Consider the following 23,179-nt stretch of genomic DNA (forward strand, 5'->3'; position numbering starts at 1 on the left):
GTCAACGTATCGTTCATTCGGATGGCATAGAAGGAAAAAGCGAAAAAACTACTGGGATGAACCAGTAGCTTTCCGATCACTATGATCTTTTTAGAGGCATTGGCTTTGTTCCAGCAGGGATGAGTGATTGATAGACCTCTCCCTCTAGCTGTTCCAAATGCTCTGCCTTTGCTGTTTCGATCCACTGGGGATTTTTCATGACTTCGATCGCAGAGGCTGCCATTACCTTTCCTGCCAAGAGCATCCCTTTGTGCGCGATCGATGATTTTCCCTGACTTACGAGCTGCCAGCTATGAAACGGCGTTCCAAATGCGCACGTTGACACGTATATTTGCCCTGTAGGGACCACCCAGCTCACATCCCCTACATCCGTTGAGGCGGGGATGAAACCAGGCTCTTCCGAATAATCGTTCACTTTCTCGGACAAGACTTTTCCATTCTGCTTTTTCACTACCTTTTTTTCTTCCTCGGAAAAGGTATCCTGAATCGCTTTGGCAAACGCTACTTCCTCTTCGGTGTAGGTCTCGGCGCCATACTCCTGAAAGTTCTTGTGCAAAAGCTTACCCAGAGTAATATTCGGGATCAGGTCCGCAGAGGCTGCATCAAATTGCATTTCCAGATTCGTTCCGGTCATCAGTGCTGCCCCGCGTGCGATGTCACACACACGATCTAGTAGCTCACTCACCTGCTGGGATTTTGGAGCACGAAGCTTGTACAGAACTTCGGCTTCTTCCTGAACGACGTTGGGTGCCAATCCGCCCGCATTCGTGATCGCATAGTGCAGCCGCGCATCTGGAATCATGTGTTCCCTGAGGAAATTCGCTCCCACGTTCATCAGCTCAACCGCATCCAGCGCACTGCGTCCCATATGGGGGCTAAAGGAAGCATGACTGCTCACACCGGTGAATTTGAAATACATTTGGCAAGTCGCCAGCATACGGCAGTTATACGCAAGATTTTCATCCCATGGATGCCACGTAAAGGCAATGTCGACATCATCGAACAACCCGGCGCGAACCATGTGCGCTTTCCCACCTCCCCCTTCTTCGGCAGGGCAGCCATAATAACGAACTGTTCCCTTCAAGCCAGTTTGCTGCATGTAGTGTCGAACAGCGACTGCCGCTGCCAGCGAGCCCACCCCAAGCAGGTTGTGCCCACACCCATGACCATTGCCCCCATCGTTAATTGGGCTTTTCACAGCTATTCCTGCCTCTTGACTGAGTCCAGACAAGGCATCGTATTCTCCCAAAAAGGCGATGACAGGCTTCCCTTCACCAAAACTCCCCACCAATGCTGTCTCGATTCCACCTGCATTCCATTCCACCTGAAAGCCTTCTGCTTCCAACATACGGCCCAAAATCTCGGCAGAACGCACTTCTTCATATTTGATCTCGCTATACCCCCAGATGCTGTCGCTGATGTCGGTAAACTGTTGTTGCTTTTGTTCAATCAGATCAGATACGATTTTGTGATCATTCATTTATCTTTTCTCCTTTTCGTTTGCGAGAAATGAGTCTCTTACTCGATTACAGCCGAACTCGACTCCTTCTTTCCGGACTGGATCGTCATCCCGACCACCATAACAACGAGGCTCGACGCAACCAGGAACATGAAAGCCGCATTGTAATTTTGGTGAAAGACCGTAATGAGATAACCGACAATGGTTGGCGTCAAAACGGAGCCAATCTGTCCACCGGTGTTGATTATCCCTGTTGCGGTCCCGACCGATTCCTCCGCTATTTTTTTCAAAGGCAGTACAAATACGGTGATATTCATGGCATTCAAAAACACGTTAGACAACGATAAGTACGTAAACGCGATTGCAATCGACTCTGTATTGAACATCAGGTAGATAAATAGGGCAGAGAAAAATGCTCCTCCAATGAACATGTACTTTTCATACCCGGCGAGAAACTTGTCCAACACCCAGCCGCTTACCAAAAAGGAGAGGAATCCAAGAACATAAGGCACAGAGGAGTAAAGTCCCATCGATACCATATCCATGTTTTTGACCTTTACCCAATACGATGGCAGCCAGCTTTGCAGCCCCCAAAACACGATATTGGTAAACATCGCAGCCAGCATGAGCTTCCAAATCAATGGATTTTTCAATAGCTTTTTGATCGCTGTTTTATCAATGGACTTGCTCGCAGCTGCCGAACGATCTACCTTCTTCTCCTCTCGCTTGAGCAAAAACCAAAGGACAATAGCTAGCGCAACCCCGAGTACCCCCAAAATGATAAACATCAAACGCCAGTCGAAGGTAGCGATCAGTAGCGTCACCACAATGGAACCAAACATAAATCCGACTGATGCCCCTGCTGATATGACCGACTTCGCACGCGCTCGTACTTCCTTCTGAAAATTGTCCACGATGGCTACCTGCGTGCTTGCAGGAAAAGCCCCTTCCCCAACTCCAACGAAAAAACGTGACGAGACCAAGGAGATGTAAGAACGGGCCGTACCTGTCAGAATGGTTGCTGCCGACCACAAAAAGACGGCTCCGCTCAAGACCTTTTTCATTCCGAATCTGTCTGCCAAATACCCTCCTACCAGCTGCATGATCGCGTAGCTGAGAAAGAAGCTGCTTAGCACCAAGCCCACTTGCTCCGTAGGGAGATTCAATTCTTTCGAAATCGGGATAATGGCAAAATTGATTGCAGTCTTATCAATAAAATTCAAGATCTGCGCCAAAAACAACAGCATAAGGATGAGGTACTTCTTTTGAACGATTCCACCAAGCTTCAACCATTTCACTTCCCATCTGAGGTATTTTTCAAATGATGACTGTATTCGGAATATTCATCATTTGTTTTACACAATCTCCATACTAAATTAAAATAGAAAAAACGCTATGTATGTAATTAACAAGCGATAGCTATTCACTTGTAGGTTTTTACACATGAAAGGGAGGAACGCATGCAAAACCTGATTGTGCTTCAATCGTTTCTGGCTGAAAAACTACCCGGTATCCCTTATCAGATCTGGATGGGGCATCCTGATTCCATGACGTTGTCTTACTCAACCCCACAAATAGAAACAGAGCGTCCTCTCTTGCCCGGACGCTCTTCAGAAAAACCTTATTTCTTTTTTCAAAATCCAGATAAAGCTTATTTTTCCACGGAGCTGGACAAGGACTTTCAGATCACAATCTGTTTGTACGATAGAGACGTGAGTGCATTGCCAGCTACCGACTGGGAGGTTCTCTCATACATTTGCAGCGGCATGTACTTTCAGGAAATTCATCAGCCACTCAAAAATGATTTAGAAAAAATGGTGGACAGCCTCCAAATCCTTACCGCCACTCTCGATGTAAATGAGCTGCTAAGTAAGATCATCCAGATCGCCCTCACTGTCATACCCGCTGGCGATGCTGGCGTATTTCGGCAATTTGACGCGGAAAATCAGCAGCTAACACCGCTTACCGTTGTAGGGCTTCCTGATGGATATTTACGATATAAAACAAGATTAGGCGAGAATGTCTCCGGTAAAGTCTTCATCGACAAACGTCCGCGTCTATATAACTCTACGGCCGATATTTTATCCGAACAGACGAATCTATCCCCAGAAAACGTCGCATTCGTGAAAAAAGGGCCGTACGCCAACAGAATGATTATCGTGCCCGTTTGGTTAGATGACGAATGCATTGGAACACTGGCTATTCTGCAATTCACGAAAAAGAGGAGCTTTATTGATCGGGACGTAAAGCTCCTGCAGGGATTTTCTTCTCAAGTGGCCATCGCTTTTCATAATGCCAAGCTGTATAAGGAATCCCGGCTACATCTGGAAGAATCCAGGCAGTTAAGCAGAGAGCTGGATGAAAAAAATCAGCTTTTCCAGAAGAGAATTAACGTCCACGAAACATTAACACAGCTTTCCCTGACAAACAAAGGCATTCAGAAGATGATCTCGGAGATTAACCGCATCCTGGGACGCCATGTCGACTACGTGGATTTTCTCAACAATGACAACTCACCTGGGCGGCGCCCTTCCCCTTCTTTTCCTTTTGAGACAATCGCTCACTATTTTTCCGGCTCGCAAAAGTCGGCGGTTTCGACTACCCTGTCGAATCAGGATTACTATCTATACCCGATCTTCATTGGGTCGGTGCTATTAGGATGCATGATTGTCTCCCTTTCTCACCCTTTAAGCCAAATGGATATCGTCACGATTGAGCAAAGCGGCTCTGTCCTTGCGTTAGAAATGGTGAAAAATATTTCGATGACCGAGCTCTATCATAAAAAAGCTCTTACGTTTTTCACCCAGCTCTTAGAGAAGCAAGATTACGAAGCTTTGCTGGCCAGTGGATTGCCTTTTAATTTTAAAATCAATACCTATACGTTTGTTTGCTTATGCGAAATCCCTGGATCTTTTGAACCTTATGAAGTTGAGGCTCGGCTGCAACGGCTGCTATCGAAAATCAATCAACGGCTATCCGCCATCAATAAACTGACTTTTGGATTTCACAACAAAATCACGCTGCTTTTTTCCGTTAATGAGAATGCTGAAGTGAAGCATATCATCTCACAGCTGGAAACGATTGTTCGGGAATGGCTGAACACCGATCAACATTTTCTTTACGGTGGTATTGGAGGTGCTTACCTCAATGTAGAAGAGATTGCAAAAAGCTATGAGGAAGCCCAAAAGACCATCTCTTTTTTAATCAACCGTAATCAATCCGGTCTCATTAGCTACGAAGAGATTGGGATTAATCGCTTCTTTCTGAATCAGTCCTCGCAGGACATCGAGAAGTTTACCGAAGAAATATTCCTTCCCCTGCGCTCGGACCACATTCAAAGCAGTGATTTGGAGACAACGCTCATGCAGTATGTGGCATGTAACTTATCCGCGATCGATACGGCAAAGAAACTTCATATTCATATCAATACCCTGTATCAACGCTTAAAACGCATCGAGGAACGACTAGGTCTTCGGTTTGACAGACAGGAAGACATGCTAAAAATTCAACTGGCTTGCCATCTGAAGAATCATTTGTCTTCTTTCAAGAGCTAAGAGCAAGTTGATCGGCTTGTTGGTGCCGATCTAGTCAGTCGTTTCTTGCAAGGAAGACGTGCGGTCTCGACCTGCGTCCGTATATAACACATTAATCCTCCCAAAATTTATGCCTTTCATTCACAGGTGAATCTCTGTTATTCTGGGTCATGCCAAACAAAACAGCCGAAACTTCCTCTCGAATGGAAGTGCGGGGGATCTTCTTTTGCAGATGAGAGATCTGCATGGGGTGAATCGCCATAGTGCGTAGGGTTGTTTCCTCAATCCGAATCCGTCAGCTAACCTCGTAGGCCAAAAAAAGGAGACGATGTGAATATGAAACGCCTTGGTACAATTACGATCGCGACTTTGGGATTGGGATTTGTTCTTTCCGGCTTTTCTAACACAGCTTCTGCCGCGGCCCTTGAACAACAAACTCAATCGTTCCCATATACAGCACAATACGGATATCAACCTGTGATGCAACAACCTGTTCAACCACAATACGCGACACCCATTCAGCAGCCTGTACAACAACCGGTTCAGCAGCAGCCAGTAGCTGCTCCACAACCCGCGAAGCAAGCTAAAAAGCAAGTTGACGCTTCTGCTGTCATGAAGCAGGTAGCTGATCTGGTTAACCAGGAACGGGCTAAAGCAGGTCTGAAGCCAGTGGAGCTGGACGCTTCCCTGAACAAGGTCGCACAAGCAAAAGCCGCTGACATGTCCAGCAACAACTACTTTGACCATACAAGCCCAACGTACGGCTCTCCATTCGATATGATGAAACAATTTGGTGTGTCTTACACGACAGCTGGTGAAAACATCGCGATGGGTCAACAAGCCGCCGATGAAGTCATGAACCAATGGATGAACAGTGAAGGACACCGTCAAAACATCATGAATCCTGCTTTCACTAAAATCGGTGTAGGTTTTGTGAACGGGTACTGGGTTCAAGAATTTATCGGATAATGAAAAGGGATAGAAACGCCGAGTCCTGTAACTAGGGCCCGGCGTTTTTTTGGTTTTGTTTTTTACCTGGGCGGACGGCGGCTGCATATTCGGCGCAACATTCTGTGTTCGGCGGAGCTTTCCACGATATTAGTATCCACCCAGCCGCAGCATTCATTCGTTGAAATGCTTTCACCCTTATGTAAACCTGCTTTTCACTTCACAGTAAATTGGTTATAGCTGACAAACTCTCCTACTGGCTTGCGATAGCCTCGGATTCTTTGGCTCGAAATATCTTCCTTGCCAATCGTAATCATCAAAGCCGGTACGTACTGATCTGGGATGCTGAGCAGCTCGCGAATCGCTTCGGGATCAAAGCCAATCATCGGGCATGCAGCAAGTTGAAGGCAGATGGAGCAAACTTCACGAGCGAAAAGATCTCATCGAGCTCGCCTGCCGATATATCTAGATCGGGTATAAATTTTGTTGCAGACCGTCTTTGTTTCACCAAATTTGTAAAATCGCTCATCGGAAAAACTCCTCTCGAAATCATATATCTTAAATTAAAGGTTTATGGGGAGAAAAAGTCGTATCTCGCCAACTTTATTGAGGTAATATCTCAAATTCAAGATAATTGTATAGTGAAATTTACCAAATGTCAACAAGCATAAAGAAGACCATCCCTTCCGTATCAGAGAAATGGTCTTCTTTCCCTAATTAGTTCGGTGATACTTGCTTCGTACCTTGTGGTTGCTTCGGCCCTCCTGCACGCTTCAGAAAAAAGGAAGCAAGCAAAGCTACGACAACCAAAGCAAATGCCAGCAGGAAAGCACTTTTCATTCCTGCAATCATCGATAGCATACGCAGGGTAGATTCCTCCTGCCCAGGTGCGGAGTTTTGCAAATATTGTTCGGTCCCATTCATCATGACAGTTACCAAAAGGGCAGTCCCGACAGCTCCTGCCACCTGCTGAAGCGTCCCAATGATCGCAGTGCCATGTGGATACATTGGCGGCGGCAGCTCATTGAGTGCATTTGTCATCACTGGCATCATCAGCATGGAAATCCCCAGCATGAGCAGTGTATTGAACAGCATGATCGTGAGGTAAGAGATCGTAACGGTAATAAATGCGAATTGCAGCAAGGTGTGTGCAATCAAAATCAAGCCTACAATCGCAAGCCACTTCGCTCCGAATTTATCGAACAGCCTGCCCGTGATGGGTGACATGATTCCCATGATGATTCCACCTGGGAGCATCACTAACCCAGCCTCAAACGGACTGTAACCCAAGGCGTTCTGGAGAAAAATCGGCAATAGCATCATCGCAGCGAACATCGCCATCATCACGATAATCATGATTAAGGTAGAGATTCGAAAAATGCGGTACTGAAATGTCCGCAGGTCAAGCAAAGGCTCCGCCATTTTTAACTGCCGAATGGTGAATAGCACCAGCGATAAGAGACCGACCACAATCGGCAGTAAGACGGAGTAGCCTGCCCATCCTCCATGTCCTTCACTTGCACTGCTAAATCCGTACACAATTCCCCCAAATCCAACAGTTGAGAGCAGAAGCGATAGCAAATCTATCTTGGGTTTCGTCGGCTCTGTGACGTTTTTCAATCGGATAAAGGCAAAGATCATCACGAAAACAGCGATGGGCAGTACTCCGTAAAAAAGGTATCGCCAGCTGAAATGCTCCACAATGATTCCAGACAATGTCGGACCGATTGCCGGAGCAAACGTGATGACGATCCCGATCATTCCCATTGCGGAGCCCCTCTTTTCCAGCGGGACAATGGCAAACACCACGTTGGTCAAGAGCGGAAACAAGAGGCCGGTGCCAGCCGCCTGGAGAATCCTTCCTAAGACTAACAGGGAAAAACCAGAAGAAACCGCCGCAATGAACGTTCCCAAAGTAAATAGTCCCATCGCTGATAAAAACAACGTTCGAGTGGTAAAACGCTGTAGCAAAAAAGCGGTGACCGGAATGAGTACGCCGATGATCAGCAAATATCCTGTAGTCAGCCACTGAGCGGTACTAGGCAAAATCCCGAGGTCCGCCATGATTTTGGATAACGCCACATTGAGCAGCGTTTCATTGAGAATCGCCACGAATACACCCAAAATCATCACGATGACCACCGTAAAGTTCGCTTTGCTCCCGAATGTTCCTTGCGCTCGGTTTACGTCCTGCTGTGTGTCCACAATCGTACTCCTTTCCGTGTCGCATGGATCGCTTATAACGGATCCATGGCAGATGCACGTGAGAAAATTTCAGCTCCCCCATTCTATCGTGAAAATGAGCGGGACATTTCTTCTAAATTGCGGTATTTTCCCCCGTATCCTCTTTCGACTTCCTGTTTCGGATCGCAGCCCTTGCCAATTCATCTGCTGCTTTATTTTCAGAGCTTGGCACCCATTTCATAAAAAACAAATCAAATGGACGAATAAGCGTCAATGCTTCTCCAAGCAAGGGAACGAACCTTTTGTTTTTGACAAATTCCTTCTCAACTGCTTGGCTCACAAGCTGTGAGTCGGTCCGGAATGAGACCTGGCTATATCCCTTTTCTTTGCATATTTGCAGCGCGATTAAGAAAGCTCGGAATTCCGCTTCGTGATTGTCCATATTCCCCAATAGGATGGAATATCGCTCCACTTCCACATCCTTTTTAATAAATATTCCTGCACCGCTGGGACCAGGATTTCCGGTGCTTGCTCCATCCATATACACTTCATACATCTGCACCGCCTCCAGCTCTATCGTCATTTTCAAGGATTTATACAATCTGCCTCAACCAACAGTCATCATAGCCCATTTTAAAAGGAATGCCAATGATCAAGACTTTCCGCTTATTCCGATCATCTACAAAATTCCAAATGGTGTGGTCATCCCTTTCCAACTAAAAAGGAAAGACAGATGGATCCGTCCTTCCTTTAAGCAACAAAGTGGTAGACAATCGCTCCCAAACCTACGATGGCTGCAACTCCAAGACCGACTATGATCCAAATAAGTATGATTGCTCCATTAACCCCTGCAGCGTACATAAAATACCTCCCTGTTCTCTTCCTTTTCTCCCGTATGCTTTAGCCGCCAGCCCGCTTAAGGGTGAAGTCCCTTCCCCCTTCTGCACACCACCTGCTGTCAAAAGCGTGATTCCTCGCTTTTTTTGTTAACCGAATCGCTGCCTCAAGTATATTCGAAATGGTTGTCCGATTTGTTCAATGCCGGGAGTGTAAACTTGTGTAAACCTTTGTAAGATGCATGGCTGCGCTATAGCTCGGCAGCTGCTTACTGTATTCCGATAAAAAAACAGCCAGGCTCACATGATACGCGTCCTGGCTGTTCACTGATTATGTGCCTTGCTTAGTAAACCTTCTTCCATTCACCGATGTTGCTGGAGTCAAATTTGAATGGATCGCCCAGCATGATCTGTGTGCCATCGCCATCCTGGATCACTTCTTTGTCACCCAAGCGACCTGCCTTGAACTTATCTCCTACTTTACCGGTAATCGTCCCTTTGACGAGTGCGTCAGCAGCATAGCCTGCCAGGTAGCCTACATCCACTGGGTTCCACAGGTACATCCATGGAGTCACGCCGCTTTCGATATATTCTGCCATTTCACTCGGCAAACCAAGACCCGTCAGCTGTACTTTTCCTTTCAAGCCTTTGTCCGTGAGAACCTTACCTGCTGCTGCAATCCCTACAGTAGTCGGAGCAATGATTCCTTTAAGATCCGGATAGGACTTCAAAAGTGCTTCGGTTTCCGCTACGCTCTTGTCGCGAAGGTCATCCCCATACGCTACTTTCACCAGCTTGATATCTTTGTATTTTGGATCTTCCAGCTCTTTTTTCATCCATTCAATCCATGTATTTTGGTTGGTTGCTTGTGACGTAGCACTGAGAACGGCGATTTCGCCTTTGCCGCCAATCATTTCGCTTACTGCTTGAATCTGGACGCGGCCGATCCGCTCTGGGTCAGCCTGATTGATATGAACCATCCGGCTCTGCGCATTTACTGCCGAGTCGAGGGACAATACTTTAATTCCGGCATCCATTGCCTTTTTCAAGGCTGGCTGCAATGCATCCGGATCATTCCCGACAATGGCGATCGCATCCACTTTTTGAGAGATGAGTTCCTCGATCATTTGAATTTGCGCTTCCGCTGTTGGCTGGTCTGGGGCCTTCAGGATGGCTTCGCCGCCGAGTTCCTCAATGGCGTTTTTAAAGCCTTCCATCTGCTTCTCCCCATATGGGTTCCCTGTGTTTTTAAAGATAATGGCAAATCTCTTTTTACCGCCGTCTGCACCGCCTGTGCTGCCAGCGTTGTCAGCAGACTTTGGTGCCTGCGTGCTGCAGCCGACCATAACCGTTACTGCGAGCAGTAAAGACAGACACGATGTGAAGAACTTCTTCATTTGGCTCCTCCCCTTATCTTCCATTATGTATACAAAACAGCCACGAGGACCGCTTAGTATCGGATAGAACAATCAACTGCGCCTAAAGTAAGCGCTCTCAAATCACGGATGCCTCTTCTTTTCTGTTTGTCCCATGCGTCTGTTTGTTTGTTTTGTTTATTTTTGAATGATTGGACAGAAGCAGTAGACATACAGTCCAAACTTGGAAATATTCCCCAAATACATCCTTGCTAAGATTTAAAACGGTGAAAATCCTGTTGAACAAGAGATAACAAAATTCTTCAGACAAACAAGAATGGACAATCTCGTTTTGTTTTATTTTTGTTTGTATTTTATTATTTATGTTCTGTATCTATGCATTCGTTGTATCTTTCTGATTTCCTTCTTACTTTCAAAAAATTTCTGCTGTTTTTTTCAACACACGCACTCTCTTTGCTTAAGAGATCTCGAAAATTCACGTCCCGCTTAGGAAACTCCTGGCTTTGCTGTGAAAAAAAGGCGTACTCGATTTCGTACACCTTTTCTTGCTTCTGCTTATGGAGCGACCGTTACGGCTACGTCTTTTTCCTGCAGCTGACGAACTTGCAATGCATCGATTTCATCATCGGTAATGATTTCATTGATTTGCTTTAATTCCGCAAAATAAGTAAAGGCCTGGACACCAAATTTGCTCGTGTCTGCAAGCAGATAGACTTTGTCAGAAATGCTAATCATTTTTTTCTTGACCAGCGCCTGCATTTCATTCGATTCACTGATCCCGCGCTCCAGATGGATTCCTTTACAGGAGAGAAACACTTTGTCCACATGGTATTGATCCAAAGAGCGTTCCGCGCTTGGACCCAGGAATGATAGCGATCGTGGTGCCAGCTTTCCTCCCGTTGAGATAACTTCGACCTTTTCCTTTGTACTCAGCTCCATCGCGACTTTGATGGAGTTTGTCAGGACAGTCAGCGGTATGTCGGGAATAATCGAAGCCATATACCAGGCAGTGGTGCTGGCATCCAGAATGATGCGGTCGTTTGGCTCGATGTTGGAAACGGCTTTTCTGGCGATTCGCTTTTTCTCCTCCATCATGGTAATTTCCCGCTCGATATACGGAATTTCCGGTTGGTGCTCAGTAATGCTGACAGCACCACCATGGCTCCGCAGCAGCCGCCCCGCTTCCTCCAGACGATCCAAATCTCTGCGAATCGTCTCTTCTGTCACCTGGCAAATATCGCTCAACTCGGAGACCCGGATACTCCCTCTATCGTTGACTAGACGGACAATCTTTTCGTGTCTTTCGGCTACAAGCATTGTCATCCTCTTTCCCGTGTATATTGATCGTCTTGTCGTAATTATTTGTATAGTTTTGATTATACCAGTTTTACATGCGTACGCAGGATTTTTTTTGGTTTTTCGTTTGTTTTTTTGGTTGCCTTGTCTTTATTCAACTTTTGCGTTTGGCTCTAAAAATGCAAAAGGCGCCTTCCAAATCGGTAGAGCGCCTTTTCGCTGCCTATTCAAGTTGCTTACAATGTCACTTGCAAAATGCCCATCAGCTCTGCCACTTTTTGAAACAGCTTCGCCTGATGCCCGATTGCCATCGCGCAGTGGTGTGTCGGTGATTCCTGGAACCACTTCTCCATATACTCATCCGGATGCTGGCGGAACTTGACCGGCGTCTGGGTATTCCCGATTTTCATGATCGGTCCGTTGGTCGACTCGCCTTCGCTGATGATCATTTTCAGCTTGCCTTCGCCCGTCTGCGTAACATTTAGCGTAGAAACAGGACCGGTCTTCACTTTTGCCTCTACGGACACGCCGGTTCCCTGCTTGCCATGGTACAGTCCCATCCCGCGCAAGACAGGCTTGCCCTCCGATATGGCAATATGGAAAGGCCCGTCATGACCGAGCAATATCGTCTCGTCCTCATAGTCCACAACGACGATCTCCGAGTAGCTTCCTCCTGTTCCGAGTATGTCGCAAATTTTCATGGCGACAGCAGTCTTGAGGTCCCCTTCTCCAGCGCACGGAATCCCGCGTGCCGTCAGCAGCGAATGCCCGACAATCAATCCTCCCTGCAGCTTCTCGTACTCACTTCCAGGAGCTCCATGATAATAGTAGGTCAATGCATCCAGATCGTACTCGCGGACCAGCTTTTCCTGTGCAGCCGCGACTCGGCAGGACCACTGCATCTGCTCCTCTGTCGGGCGGTTGGCGATCGGGTCTGCTGGAGAGTCCTCGCTGATCGTGAACATCTCCTGCACCTGGGCAAGCTTCTTTCGCACTTCGTTTTCCGTCACATCGCGCAGCATCCGATCGAGATCGCACATTTCCAAAATCTCTACATGCAGTCCTGCCTGTGCTTGAATCATGGTGAAGTCGCTGTACATATCGAGCATTCCGCTGTATGTATTTCCTAGAAACCCAAAGCGGCTATGACGCAGCGTACGGGGAACCGCAGCTGCACGAATCCATTCCTCGATGCTCTTCCATGCTCGAATGGCCGCTTGCTGCTCCTTTGTGTTTTCATTTGTCAGGGAAATTTGTGGTGTATAGTCCAGCCCTAGCAGTCCGTTGATGACACGAAACGGAATATTCGCCCTCGCAAACGCATTCGATATTTCCGGTACCGGGCAAGCTCCGCAATGCGCCAGCCATTCCCCTGTCGTCGTCTGCTCGTAGTTGATTCTTGCAGCTGGCTGCAAATTCAATACCACTACGGGAGCCTTGCAGATTTGGTGCACGGGTAAAACGGCCGAGCTGGTGCAATACGTACCAGAATGACAAAAAATCAAATCCACGTTCTTTTCATTGAACCATTCCCCTGCCGCTCTTCCTTCTGCTTCCGTATCGACCAGGCCATAAAAAAAGACCTCGCCGTATTCGGACATTTTCGTCTGCATGAAACGCCCGTACTCCAGCAGTCTCTCGCGAAGTCCAGGGAACTGTTTCCAATAGGCGGCCAGGCCAATCGTATACAGGCCAATCCGTGCCTTTTTTATCGGTTTAATCGGTTGAAGAATCGTCATCCTGCACCACTCCTTGAAAAAAATACGAGCTTTATGCGTCCATTGTATTCGCTTACAATAAAAGAAACATCCATGCATCTTGTTCATTTATAACAGAATCTTGCTCAAGGAGGGCTAAAATGGGAAGCTACATGGAAAAAGCCGCACATGACTGGACGGACGACTCCATCCGAATCATTGCGACTCCGAGCATGGCGGCAAAATCAACTTATTTTTATGTCCAGGAAGTGGGCCATTTCCGTACACTTCCTACCTATTTCACCGAGCGTCAAAGCTTGAATTCCTTTTTAATCGTGTATACTTTGGCCGGAACGGGCTACTTGCACTATCAAGGGGTGACACATGAGCTAAGCCGCAACCAAGTATTTTTTATTGACTGTCAGGAATATCAGCATTACAGGACAGACAAGCATGAGCTGTGGGAGCTCGTCTGGGTCCATTTTAATGGAAGCAACAGCCGTGGCTATTTCGAGCAATTCATGAAAAATGGTTCACCTGTACTCACCCTGGATGAGTCCAGCACTATACCGCAGATCCTCTCGCAGCTTCTCGAGGTGAACCTGCAAAAAGACATCCGAACCGAGCCTCTTTCCTCGAAGTATCTCGTAGATTTGCTCACAGAAATGATTATCATGACGAGTCCCCAGGAAGCGGACGGCTCCTTCCTGCCGGCTCATATCCAACGAATCGTTTCTGACCTGGACAAACGCTTTCAGGAGAAGATCTCTTTGGATGAACTGGCGAACCAGCACGCCATCAGCAAATACCATTTGCTGCGCGAGTACAAGAAATACACTGGGTATACACCCAACGAGTATGTGATTCATCGACGAATCACGTACGCAAAGGAGCTCCTTACCTACTCCGATCTGACCATTGGCGAGATTGCAAGCCTGTCAGGAATGGATAATGTCAGCCATTTTATTCATCTGTTCAAACAACGTGTGGAGATGACCCCGTTGGCGTACCGCAAAAAATGGCAGGGTATCCACTAATGCCGAGGGCGGATAGCAGGAAGCGTTACAGACACTGCCGTTCCGCGTCCGACTTCACTTTCGATATCGATCTGGCCTCCATGAGCATCCACAATCCCTTTGACCACAGTCAGACCGAGGCCCGATCCACCGCGCTCTCTCGTTCGTGAGCGATCCCCACGATAGAAACGGTCAAAGACAAAGGGCAGATCTTCTTTCGGAATTCCAGCACCGTTGTCTTCGATATGCAGCTGGACCCGATCTCCTGAAAGCTTTACCATGACCGCTATTTTCCCGTTTGCTTCCAGATGCTTGCTAGCATTGTTGAGCAGATTTGTCATCACCTGTGCCAGCCGCTCAGGATCGCCCATCACCCACGCATCTGCTGCGAGTTCCTTTTCTATCTGGATGTGGTCACGGATAAAGGCTGCACTCATCGCATCGAGGACTTGCCCGGCAAGCCCGCTCAGATCGATCTTTTCACGATTCATGCGCAAAGCCCCCGACTCGACTTGAATCACCTGATCCAGATCCCGTACGAGCCTACTCAAGCGCAAAACCTCACCACGTGTCGACTCCAAATGCTCAGGGCTTGCTTCCCAAATACCATCGATCATTCCTTCGACTTGTGCCAAAAGCGTATTTAACGGGGTTCGCAGCTCGTGCGCAATATCAGAAGTCAGGCGCTTGCGCAGTTCCTCCTGATGCTGTAGACTGTGCACCAGATTGTTGAAGGTATCGACGAGCGAAGCGATTTCGTCGTGACCACCGGGTTCGGCTACACGGACAGACAAATTGCCCTTTGCTACTTTCTTTGCAGCAGCACTGATTTGGACGAGTGGCTTTACCAATGTACGTGCCAGCAACACACTCATGAGAATCACGAGCAAAATCAGAGCAAACATCGTCCATTGCATGGCATTGGTATGCGCCAGCTGAAAGTGATTTTCCATGGACTGATACGAATTTTCATCATGGTAGGCGATGGAGAGATAGCCAATTTCTCGCCCATTAAACTCCAACGGGATGTCGTCTGCCATGCTTCTGTTTTCTGCATCCCCTCCCCATGACAGGACCTGCTTATACTGGGCATCAAACAAGGTGAATCGTATGCCTAGCACCGAGGAGACTGCTTTCATTTTATCCAGGCTGTTTTTGTCCCAGCTGCCGGTTTGCTCATAGGCCTGGATGGCCAATTGGGATATTTTCTGATCTTGTTGATTTCGGACTTCATCGAGGTACATCGTGAAGTGATAGTCCATCTCTTTCATTGACAAAAAGGTAGTGAGCATGATCGCCAAGGTTCCTACCGCCATGAGCACCAATGCGAGTTTCACCCAGATTTTTCGCATGGCGTCCTCAGTTCTTCCCCGGGTTTTCAAAGCGGTAGCCGAAGCCGTATACCGTTTTGATGTAAACCGGATTTTTCGGATCATCCTCTATTTTGTGCCGCAAATTTTTGACGTGAGTATCGATCGTTCGGTCAAAGCCGTCGTAGTCATACCCCAGCACCTGTGCCACAAGTTCTTCTCTGCTCCACGTCCTCCCTGGATATCGGCATAAGGTCGTAAGCAATCGGTACTCATTCGGTGTCAGCTCGAGCCAGCCGTCTTTTTTCCGAATTCGCTTGTCCCCGAATGAAAGGTACAAATCCCCAACCGTCACCTGATCCGTCAAGGCTTGATAATCACCTGCTCGTCGCAGGACAGCCCGAACACGAGCAACCAGTTCTCGAGGACTGAAGGGCTTGACCAAATAATCATCCGCCCCGATTTCCAAACCATGTACGCGATCTGTCTCCCCGCTTTTTGCTGTCAGCATCAGGATCGGTACCCGGGAATGCGAACGGATTTTCTGGCAGATTTCTTCTCCGCCCAAATCCGGAAGCATCAGATCCAGGATGATACAGTCGGGATGAAGAGAAGCAGCCAATTCCAAAGCCTCGTTGCCTGTTTCTGCTGTCACGACATGAAAGCCATCCTTTTGCAAATAGGAAGATAGGATCTCCACTATTTGCGGCTCGTCATCTACCAGCAAAATCGTCGACATAAAGCGTCCTCCTTTGACTCGTACTAGGACTTACGATGAACGGCTTTTCTCTCTTTTCCAGAACAACAGAAAGACGAGAGAGCCTGCAAGCAATGAAATAATCAACCGAGATTTGTTTTCAGACAGGTACACCAAATCATGACCGACAAAGGTTTCGAAAACCATCGATGGAATTTTCCCCACTAGCGTAGCGAGAAGAAAATCAGCAAAGGAAATGGTTGTGAGTGCTGCCCCCAGATTGATAACTCCGGATGGAATGAGCGGATTCATCCGCAGCAAGACGATAGCCAGACCTTTGCGAAAACGGGACGCCCCGTTGATATGCTGGATCCACGAGAACTTCTCCAGCTTTTTCAGACCCTTTGATTTTTGTAATCCGTATCGATACAAGAGAAAGGCTGCCGTCGCTCCCAGTACTTCCCCCGTTAATGAAACGAAGAAACCGCCCACCAGCCCATAGACAATCGCATTCGCCCCAGACAAAAAGATGGACGGGAGCACCCCTGCCACACTGATGATAATGTTGAGGACAATACTCCCTATGATACCGAGAATTCCCCACGAGCGAATCCATCCTGCCATTCCCTCTACGTTTGTTAACCACTCCATGAAACCGCAGGACTCCTCTCATCAACTATTCTCTCTACAGAGTAAACCAAACTTGTGAAGAAATCATGATGTTGCATAAAAGAATACGTCCAGACCATACTAACACTGGTTAAGAGATTGACACTTTTTGCTAAATCACTCATTAAAATAGAACCTCAAGGTGATGGATACTGATGTTTTCGAAAAAAAATAAAAAAAATAATGATCCCACAAAAACACTACCATCTACTACCGTTCAAACCCCTGTCACACTGGATAATCTGAAACGGGTATTGGCCAACATCGACGAGGCGGAAATCATCGAACGACAAACGAATAACGGCCAGCAGGTGATGCTGCTCTATATAAGATCGCTAGTTAATCTAGAGCGATTAAATGAGGCGATTGTCGAACCACTAAACACCAGCTCCCACCTGACGATCCACGAGTATATGATATCCTCCAAAGTTTCCCGAATGATCACGCTAGAAGAGGCGGAAACCCACCTCCTGCGCGGAAATGTGATCCTGTACGGTATGGATCATGAGGAATTTTGGGCGGTCCCCCTGCAAAATACATTGAGTCGTTCCATCCAGCAATCTGGTACGGAAACCATTATCTATGGCGCAAAAGACAGCTTTAGTGAACTGTTGGAACAAAATATCACGATGATTCGCAGACGAATCCCACTGATGAATCTGAAAACGGAGTCTTTTACGATTGGATCCATCAGTAAAACTGAGGTTGTCATCCTGTACATCGAAGGAATCACCAATCCGGACTATGTTTCCATCGCTCGAAAGAAAATAGCATCGATTGATTTTGATCAATTTTTGGACTCCTCACAAGTCGCTGCCTTTATGGAAGATCATAAGCATAGCGTCTTTCCTCAGTTTCAGGAAACGGATCGTCCGGATTCCTGTGCTTTTTCATTGGGGATCGGCAAACTCGTGATTTTGGTAGGCAACACGTCTTATGCCTTAATTGCCCCTATCACCTTTTTTCATCTCTTTCAATCACCCGAGGATTATTTTTTGCGTTGGATTATTTCTAGTTTTTTGCGTTGCATCCGGTATCTGAGCTTTATCATTTCCGTCACGTTGATTCCGTTTTATGTCGCCGTGACTACACATCATTACCAGATGATTCCCTTGCAGATCCTCTTCGTCTTGTTGGAATCGCGAAGCAAACTGCCATTCAGCCCCTTTTGGGAAGCGTTCCTCATGTTGATCACTTTGGAAATTATAAAGGAAGCCAGTCTGCGAATGCCAACGAAGTCAGGACAAACATTGGGAGTCATTGGTGGGATCGTCATCGGTCAAGCCACAGTTGCAGCTGGTTTTTCCAGTAATGTCTTGATCGTACTCGTGGGCATTTCCGCCATTGCTTCTTTTTTAGTACCCAATTACGAAGTCACGAAATCCAATTCGCTCTTGCAATTTATTTTACTGATCCTCGCTGCTTATCTCGGTTTGTTCGGCATTCTACTCGGTGCAATCGGTATTCTCACCCACTTGAATGCGTTAAGTTCATTGAAGCAACCTTACTTTGCACCGGTCGCTCCTTTCTATCTCAAAGAGTGGAAGGATCTGTTCATAAGAGCTCCCTTACCATGGATGAAAACGCGTCCTGAATACTTACATCCGGTGCAGAAATGGCGAATGAGCCGAAGGAGATGATCTGGTGACCGCACTTTCGTTATTTGAAAAATCTACCACGTATAACGGTGCCTACATCTTTATGATGGCAAACCGCTTTCAGATGCTTTACTTTGTGTTCATCATGCCTACTTATTTGATTCATCCCTATATGATTTGGGGAATCGTACTCGTAGGAATCCTGTCACACTTCAATCTGATGCTGTTGTCCAAATGGTTTCGTTCGAGGTTTGCCACAAAGGGGTACGATGGCTTCGTTGAGGTTTTTGGTGAGACCTTGGTACGTTTTTTCGCATGGATCGGCTTGTTTTTTCTGTTGTTGAAAGCATCCATCATTCTCATAGGATATGTCGAGATTGTACGTACGTTCATTTACCCCTCCATGAATCAAAAATGGCTGATTCTCTTTATGCTCATGATCAGCTGGTATGTCGCTTCCAAAGGAATGGAAACCACAATCCGCTTAATTGTGATTGCTTTTTTCATGATCATCTGGATCATCCTGCTTATTGTGCCGTTCTATCTGCCGCCGATTGCGGCTTTCCATGATCTCTTCCCCTTAATCCCCCTGGAATGGACAGAAGTTAATTGGGAAGGGCTGTTATTTATATGGTCTTCGTTGTCAGGACCGGAATACTTGATTTGTTTGGGTCCCTGGCTCCGTCCGAATGAAAACACCTTCAAAAGCCTAGCGTATGCAAATGCTCTCACTGTCCTCGAATATTTGCTTTTGTTTGTTGGATCTCTCTTCTTTTTTGGATCGAATTATGTAAGTACCACTATCTATCCCGTTGTGAATATGTACCGATATTTGCAATCACCTGTCATTGAACGCATTGATATGCTACTGATTTCCATCTATCTTTTCCAATTTGTATTTGCCATTTCCGTCTTACTGCTGTGTTTCTATGGCGTAGCCAGAATCGCTGGCAGAAAAACGACCAAGCCGACCTCTCGAATGGGATATTTCGCCAGTTGGCTTACCATACTCGCTTGCACGATGATCATCAACGAATGGGCTTGGAATGGTGGCACCGTAGTAAATAGGTTGTTGAACCTGCAGATCTGGTCAGGGGCAATCACCTATCTGTTGGTTCCTTCCTTCCTTCTCATTTCGATCTATCGAAAAGGACGGGTGTAGCCATGCGCTGGATACACGCAGCTTTTGCATTGACGATTTTAAGTGGGATCATAGCGACGACGGGATGCTCTCCTTTTGTGGAGAACAATACAATCGAGGAAATCGCCCCCGTCATTTTCTGGTCGCTCAACCAGTCCGATGATAGACATTTGGAAATCAGTACGTTGGTCCCTCCCCTCATCCATGAGAAGAAAAGAATGCTGACCTTAAAGGTCGATCTGCAAAAGCAAGGTGGAAAAGAATTTAATCTGATCTATTATCGAGAATTGAAACCTGGACAGCTACGTGTAATCGTCATCAATGAAGAACTCGCTAGAAAAGGGGTGTTACCGCTCATTAGTACCTATTTGATGGATACGGACATCTCTCAGCGTTTATATCTCATCATCTCTAGAGGAAATTTTGAAGAGTTCATGAGAGAACAGCTAAATGAACAGGCGAATCTGGATTATTTCCTCTATCGCATGCTCAAACACTATGAAGCGAGTAATCAAGGAGAGATGAGCATCCTCAATCTGCATCAATTTAAAAACAAGCTGTTCTCGCCCTATGCTGACCCGTATCTACCTTTGTTTGAAGTGAAGAAGATAAATTTAACGTACAAAGGGACAGCCATGTTCAGGCATGACAAGATGATCAATATGCTTCCCCTCATGGACGACCAAATTTTTCAGCTGATTAATAATGATCACTACCTAAAGCTTTTTGCTGTACCATCCTCCGATGTCATCTTAGGTCATGTCCGCTCCAAAGTCGACATCGATCTGGACCCTTCCTACAAAAATATGACGATAAAGATTGACCTCACTGGCCGTCTTGAGGAGTATCGAGGGAACAAAAATTTACACAAGCGAGAGGATCTGGCTAAACTCCATCAAGACATTGAGAAATACTTAGTCAGTCGTACCTCCGATTTGTTGAAGACCATGCAACAATGGAAGATCGACCCTCTGGAAATTGGTACACGAACCCTTCATCCTTTTTCTAAGCCAATCAGTGATAGCGAGTGGCTGAATCTTTGGGAGAAAATGAAGTTCAAAATCGAATACCGACTCACGATCCAGCCGTTAGTTAATGTAAATCAGTAAAAGCCGAGGTGATACTTTCCTCGGCTTTTTCCCCATCTTGTCAGACTAGTTGATATCTGCAGTCTGTTCAGTCCGCTTCACATGCAATATACAATTGGACTTGCGTATTGTTGTAGACGATAGGATGCACAGTCCCCGTCCCCGTTCTTACGCTTCCTGTCGTAGCCAAAGTTTTGATTTTTTCCAACAAGCGACCGACTTGACTGTCCGCGGAAGAAGACTGGACTCCCTTTAGCGCCGCAATCACCGTCACCAATTCTTCCAAGGAAAGATATTGTCGATCAATCGTAAAGCTCTCCATAATTTCGTATCCGCCGTTCGAGCTAGGGTAAGCTACGATCGGAATTCCAGCCGTATTAATCGCCTCAAAGTCACGATATATCGTGCGAAGAGAAACCTCAAAATGATGGGCTAGCTCTGATGCACTCATTCTCCGCTTGTTGAGAAGCATGATGACGATTGCCAGAAGTCGCTCTACTTTCAATTCACTCACCGCCTCCTTGTCATCATCCGAACAAAAGAGGGGACGTGCAGCATCGAAATCTGCACATCCCCTTTTTGTTCCGTATCATTCCGTCGTATTTTATACGCCTGTACGTCTACGTTGATTGTTTGGCTTTTTCGTTTGTTGGCTTTTCATCGCTTGATTTTTTGCTTTTTGGTTAATCGGATTGTTGGCTTGCGCTTGCTCAGCCTTTTTCTCCGCGAGTCTGCGTTTCATCGCCTCTTGCAAGCTGATTTTTCCTGGTTTTTGTTCAGACGTTTCTTTTTCGTTTTGATTCGGCTCCGTCATGCGTAGCAACTCCTCATCAATAATGATCTACTCATATTGTATTCTAGTGCATGAACGAATGGGACGCCAGTAGGAATCTACCTAATCTGCGAAAGGTCTGACAAGACAATTGCCACGGTGGGAAGCAGCTCTTCCTCCAAGACGGGCTTGACCAGACAAGCACGGATGCCCTTTGCTTTCGCTTTTGCTACGATCTCATTCTGGCTGTATGCCGTTAGCAGCAGGACGGCTGCCTGGCCGCTCTTTTGGATGAGTTCTGCCGCTGTTAAACCGTCCATCCCCGGCATTTTGACATCCATCATGACGAGATGGGGGTGCAACGTTTGCGTCAAACGGACAGCTTCCTCCCCGTTTTTCCCCTCTGCCACGACATCATATCCTGCATCCTGCAGCATTTCCACCAAATCCATGCGAGTGATCGGATCGTCATCGATTACAATGATACGATAGGTTTGACGCAAAACTCCACCTCCTGCTCTACAGAGAATGGAAAGACATGCGATGACACCCTAGTCGAACTGCCGATTGTGATCCTAAAAACCATTATAGCGAGCACAGGGGATTTTTTCCAGTCACGCTTATACAGCCAGCTTCCCTCATCAAACACAATGATCAAGGACGTCTCGCCAACCGAACGAGCCATTCTTCCGTATGCTCTCCAAGCGCTGGCGCTGGTGTTGCCTTATCAAGCGCGCTTTTCTGTTCCAAATAACACGTACCCACATAGCGATGTCCCCATTTTTCCTGAATAAGTCCTCTTGCCTGAATCTGGGGATGCTGATGAAGCTCCCCGACCTCGAGAATCGGTGTCAAACAGCAGTCAATCGTCAGGGAAAATGTCGTCCACTCGGCTAAGGTTCGATTCGCAAACAGCTGCTTCATTCTTGGAAGATCGGGTTGTCCTCACGCTGCAAGCTCATGCGCGCAGAGAGCCACTGCTTTCTTTCCACGGCCAAACAAAAATTGTCCCAAAACTTTGATTCCAATGCCCCCAATGAAACGTACCGGTTATCCTGCGTGCGATAGATCCCGTAATATACATACCCTCGGGACAGCTTGGCAAGTCCATGCTGCTCGCCGCTGCCAGACTCCACTGCCACATGTGTGGTCATCAGAGACAGGACGACATCCGCAATCGCTATGTCGAGGTAGGCTCCCTTTCCTGTTTTTCCTCTTTGGATGAGGGCAGTCCAGCCGCTTTTAATAGCGTACTTGGGAACAGAGAAAACTGTCCGGTGGATCGGACAGTCGGATCAAACTTTAGCTGTTTCTTCGGAAACTGCGTTACCTGATGCTCCGTCTGCCGAAAAGGAGCGAGAGGACAAAGAGAATCAAGAAGACGACGAACAGGAACTTCGCAATCCCCACCGCTGCCGAAACGATTCCCGTAAAACCGAAAACAGCGGCAATCAGAGCGATGATCAGAAACGTCATGGACCATCCTAACATAGGAACACCTGCTTTCTTGGATCATTTCTTTTTGATTTCTTCTTACTCTTTCTTAACCGTAACTTCGG

At 46.9% G+C, this 23,179-nt stretch carries 22 protein-coding genes, 1 pseudogene and 1 riboswitch; of the genes and pseudogenes, 6 read left to right on the plus strand and 17 right to left on the minus strand.

Annotated features, from left to right (window positions below; genetic code table 11):
- Positions 1-79: 79 nt before the first annotated feature.
- Both EDM55_RS26915 and EDM55_RS26920 read right to left on the minus strand, forming a co-directional pair.
- Entirely contained in the window at positions 80-1,480 is a 1,401-nt protein-coding gene (locus EDM55_RS26915; RefSeq protein WP_122961803.1) for a M20 family metallopeptidase, read from the minus strand.
- A gap of 38 nt (positions 1,481-1,518) precedes the next feature.
- Positions 1,519-2,748 carry an MFS transporter gene (locus tag EDM55_RS26920; protein WP_218033691.1) on the minus strand — a complete coding sequence of 410 codons (1,230 nt, stop codon included), beginning with the start codon at positions 2,746-2,748 and terminating at the stop codon, positions 1,519-1,521.
- A gap of 171 nt (positions 2,749-2,919) precedes the next feature.
- Here EDM55_RS26920 and EDM55_RS26925 point away from each other — a divergent pair, with 171 nt between their 5' ends.
- Together EDM55_RS26925 and EDM55_RS26930 are read left to right on the plus strand one after the other, a co-directional pair.
- On the plus strand, positions 2,920-5,013 hold the full coding sequence (locus EDM55_RS26925; protein ID WP_122961804.1) for a helix-turn-helix domain-containing protein: 2,094 nt from the start codon (positions 2,920-2,922) through the stop codon (positions 5,011-5,013).
- Positions 5,014-5,166: 153 nt separating this feature from the next.
- Positions 5,167-5,321: riboswitch (cyclic di-AMP (ydaO/yuaA leader) on the plus strand.
- Between the two features lie 7 nt (positions 5,322-5,328).
- Complete coding sequence (locus EDM55_RS26930) at positions 5,329-5,961, plus strand: CAP domain-containing protein (RefSeq protein WP_122961805.1); 633 nt, start codon at positions 5,329-5,331, stop codon at positions 5,959-5,961.
- Between the two features lie 194 nt (positions 5,962-6,155).
- Here the strand turns inward: EDM55_RS26930 and EDM55_RS26935 are convergent.
- The 6 genes and pseudogenes from EDM55_RS26935 to EDM55_RS31200 all read right to left on the minus strand — a co-directional run bounded on the left by EDM55_RS26935 (position 6,156) and on the right by EDM55_RS31200 (position 13,371).
- A pseudogene (locus tag EDM55_RS26935) lies at positions 6,156-6,469 on the minus strand (nitroreductase family protein).
- 188 nt (positions 6,470-6,657) lie between these two features.
- On the minus strand, positions 6,658-8,070 hold the full coding sequence (locus tag EDM55_RS26940) for a DHA2 family efflux MFS transporter permease subunit (protein ID WP_122961832.1): 1,413 nt from the start codon (positions 8,068-8,070) through the stop codon (positions 6,658-6,660).
- Between the two features lie 187 nt (positions 8,071-8,257).
- Complete coding sequence (locus EDM55_RS26945) at positions 8,258-8,680, minus strand: reverse transcriptase-like protein (protein ID WP_122961806.1); 423 nt, start codon at positions 8,678-8,680, stop codon at positions 8,258-8,260.
- A 624-nt stretch (positions 8,681-9,304) separates the two neighbouring features.
- Positions 9,305-10,357, minus strand: a complete 1,053-nt coding sequence (gene rhaS / locus EDM55_RS26950; RefSeq protein ID WP_092270327.1) for a rhamnose ABC transporter substrate-binding protein — start codon at positions 10,355-10,357, stop codon at positions 9,305-9,307.
- A 534-nt stretch (positions 10,358-10,891) separates the two neighbouring features.
- Entirely contained in the window at positions 10,892-11,653 is a 762-nt protein-coding gene (locus EDM55_RS26955; RefSeq protein WP_122961807.1) for a DeoR/GlpR family DNA-binding transcription regulator, read from the minus strand.
- A 215-nt stretch (positions 11,654-11,868) separates the two neighbouring features.
- Entirely contained in the window at positions 11,869-13,371 is a 1,503-nt protein-coding gene (locus tag EDM55_RS31200) for an L-fucose/L-arabinose isomerase family protein (protein WP_122961808.1), read from the minus strand.
- 119 nt (positions 13,372-13,490) lie between these two features.
- Between EDM55_RS31200 and EDM55_RS26965 the strand changes: the two genes are divergently transcribed.
- Positions 13,491-14,366 (plus strand): helix-turn-helix transcriptional regulator, encoded by an 876-nt coding sequence (locus EDM55_RS26965; RefSeq protein ID WP_092270336.1) that lies wholly within the window; start codon positions 13,491-13,493, stop codon positions 14,364-14,366.
- Here the strand turns inward: EDM55_RS26965 and EDM55_RS26970 are convergent.
- The 3 genes from EDM55_RS26970 to EDM55_RS26980 are packed head-to-tail and all read right to left on the minus strand — an operon-like array spanning position 14,363 to position 17,003.
- Complete coding sequence (locus EDM55_RS26970; RefSeq protein WP_092270340.1) at positions 14,363-15,697, minus strand: HAMP domain-containing sensor histidine kinase; 1,335 nt, start codon at positions 15,695-15,697, stop codon at positions 14,363-14,365. The genes EDM55_RS26965 and EDM55_RS26970 overlap by 4 nt on opposite strands.
- A gap of 7 nt (positions 15,698-15,704) precedes the next feature.
- Positions 15,705-16,394, minus strand: coding sequence for a response regulator transcription factor (locus EDM55_RS26975; protein ID WP_092270343.1), 690 nt, complete (start codon positions 16,392-16,394; stop codon positions 15,705-15,707).
- A gap of 30 nt (positions 16,395-16,424) precedes the next feature.
- Positions 16,425-17,003, minus strand: a complete 579-nt coding sequence (locus EDM55_RS26980; protein ID WP_092270346.1) for a TVP38/TMEM64 family protein — start codon at positions 17,001-17,003, stop codon at positions 16,425-16,427.
- Between the two features lie 173 nt (positions 17,004-17,176).
- On the opposite strand from EDM55_RS26980, the gene EDM55_RS26985 reads away from it, so the two are divergent.
- The 3 genes from EDM55_RS26985 to EDM55_RS26995 all read left to right on the plus strand — a co-directional run bounded on the left by EDM55_RS26985 (position 17,177) and on the right by EDM55_RS26995 (position 20,869).
- A complete protein-coding gene (locus EDM55_RS26985) occupies positions 17,177-18,661 on the plus strand; it encodes a spore germination protein (RefSeq protein WP_122961809.1) in 1,485 nt (494 codons plus the stop codon).
- A gap of 4 nt (positions 18,662-18,665) precedes the next feature.
- A complete protein-coding gene (locus EDM55_RS26990) occupies positions 18,666-19,781 on the plus strand; it encodes a GerAB/ArcD/ProY family transporter (protein WP_122961810.1) in 1,116 nt (371 codons plus the stop codon).
- Positions 19,782-19,858: 77 nt separating this feature from the next.
- Complete coding sequence (locus EDM55_RS26995; RefSeq protein ID WP_258957766.1) at positions 19,859-20,869, plus strand: Ger(x)C family spore germination protein; 1,011 nt, start codon at positions 19,859-19,861, stop codon at positions 20,867-20,869.
- A gap of 67 nt (positions 20,870-20,936) precedes the next feature.
- Here the strand turns inward: EDM55_RS26995 and EDM55_RS27000 are convergent, their stop codons facing one another.
- From EDM55_RS27000 to EDM55_RS27025, 6 genes are all read right to left on the minus strand, one after another.
- The gene (locus EDM55_RS27000) at positions 20,937-21,362 is read right to left on the minus strand and encodes a helix-turn-helix transcriptional regulator (protein WP_246071133.1); all 426 of its coding nucleotides are present in this window, start codon (positions 21,360-21,362) and stop codon (positions 20,937-20,939) included.
- 90 nt (positions 21,363-21,452) lie between these two features.
- On the minus strand, positions 21,453-21,662 hold the full coding sequence (locus EDM55_RS27005; protein ID WP_122922930.1) for a hypothetical protein: 210 nt from the start codon (positions 21,660-21,662) through the stop codon (positions 21,453-21,455).
- Between the two features lie 77 nt (positions 21,663-21,739).
- A complete protein-coding gene (locus tag EDM55_RS27010) occupies positions 21,740-22,123 on the minus strand; it encodes a response regulator (RefSeq protein ID WP_122961813.1) in 384 nt (127 codons plus the stop codon).
- Positions 22,124-22,274: 151 nt separating this feature from the next.
- On the minus strand, positions 22,275-22,544 hold the full coding sequence (locus EDM55_RS27015) for a CoA transferase (RefSeq protein WP_122961814.1): 270 nt from the start codon (positions 22,542-22,544) through the stop codon (positions 22,275-22,277).
- Positions 22,541-22,903 carry a CoA transferase gene (locus EDM55_RS27020; protein ID WP_122961815.1) on the minus strand — a complete coding sequence of 121 codons (363 nt, stop codon included), beginning with the start codon at positions 22,901-22,903 and terminating at the stop codon, positions 22,541-22,543. Before EDM55_RS27020 ends, EDM55_RS27015 begins: the two co-directional genes overlap by 4 nt.
- Positions 22,904-22,946: 43 nt before the next feature.
- Positions 22,947-23,111 (minus strand): DUF1328 domain-containing protein, encoded by a 165-nt coding sequence (locus EDM55_RS27025; RefSeq protein ID WP_092270371.1) that lies wholly within the window; start codon positions 23,109-23,111, stop codon positions 22,947-22,949.
- Positions 23,112-23,179: the final 68 nt, after the last annotated feature.

Origin of the sequence: Brevibacillus centrosporus, assembly GCF_003710815.1 — a bacterium.
Lineage (GTDB): Bacteria > Bacillota > Bacilli > Brevibacillales > Brevibacillaceae > Brevibacillus > Brevibacillus centrosporus.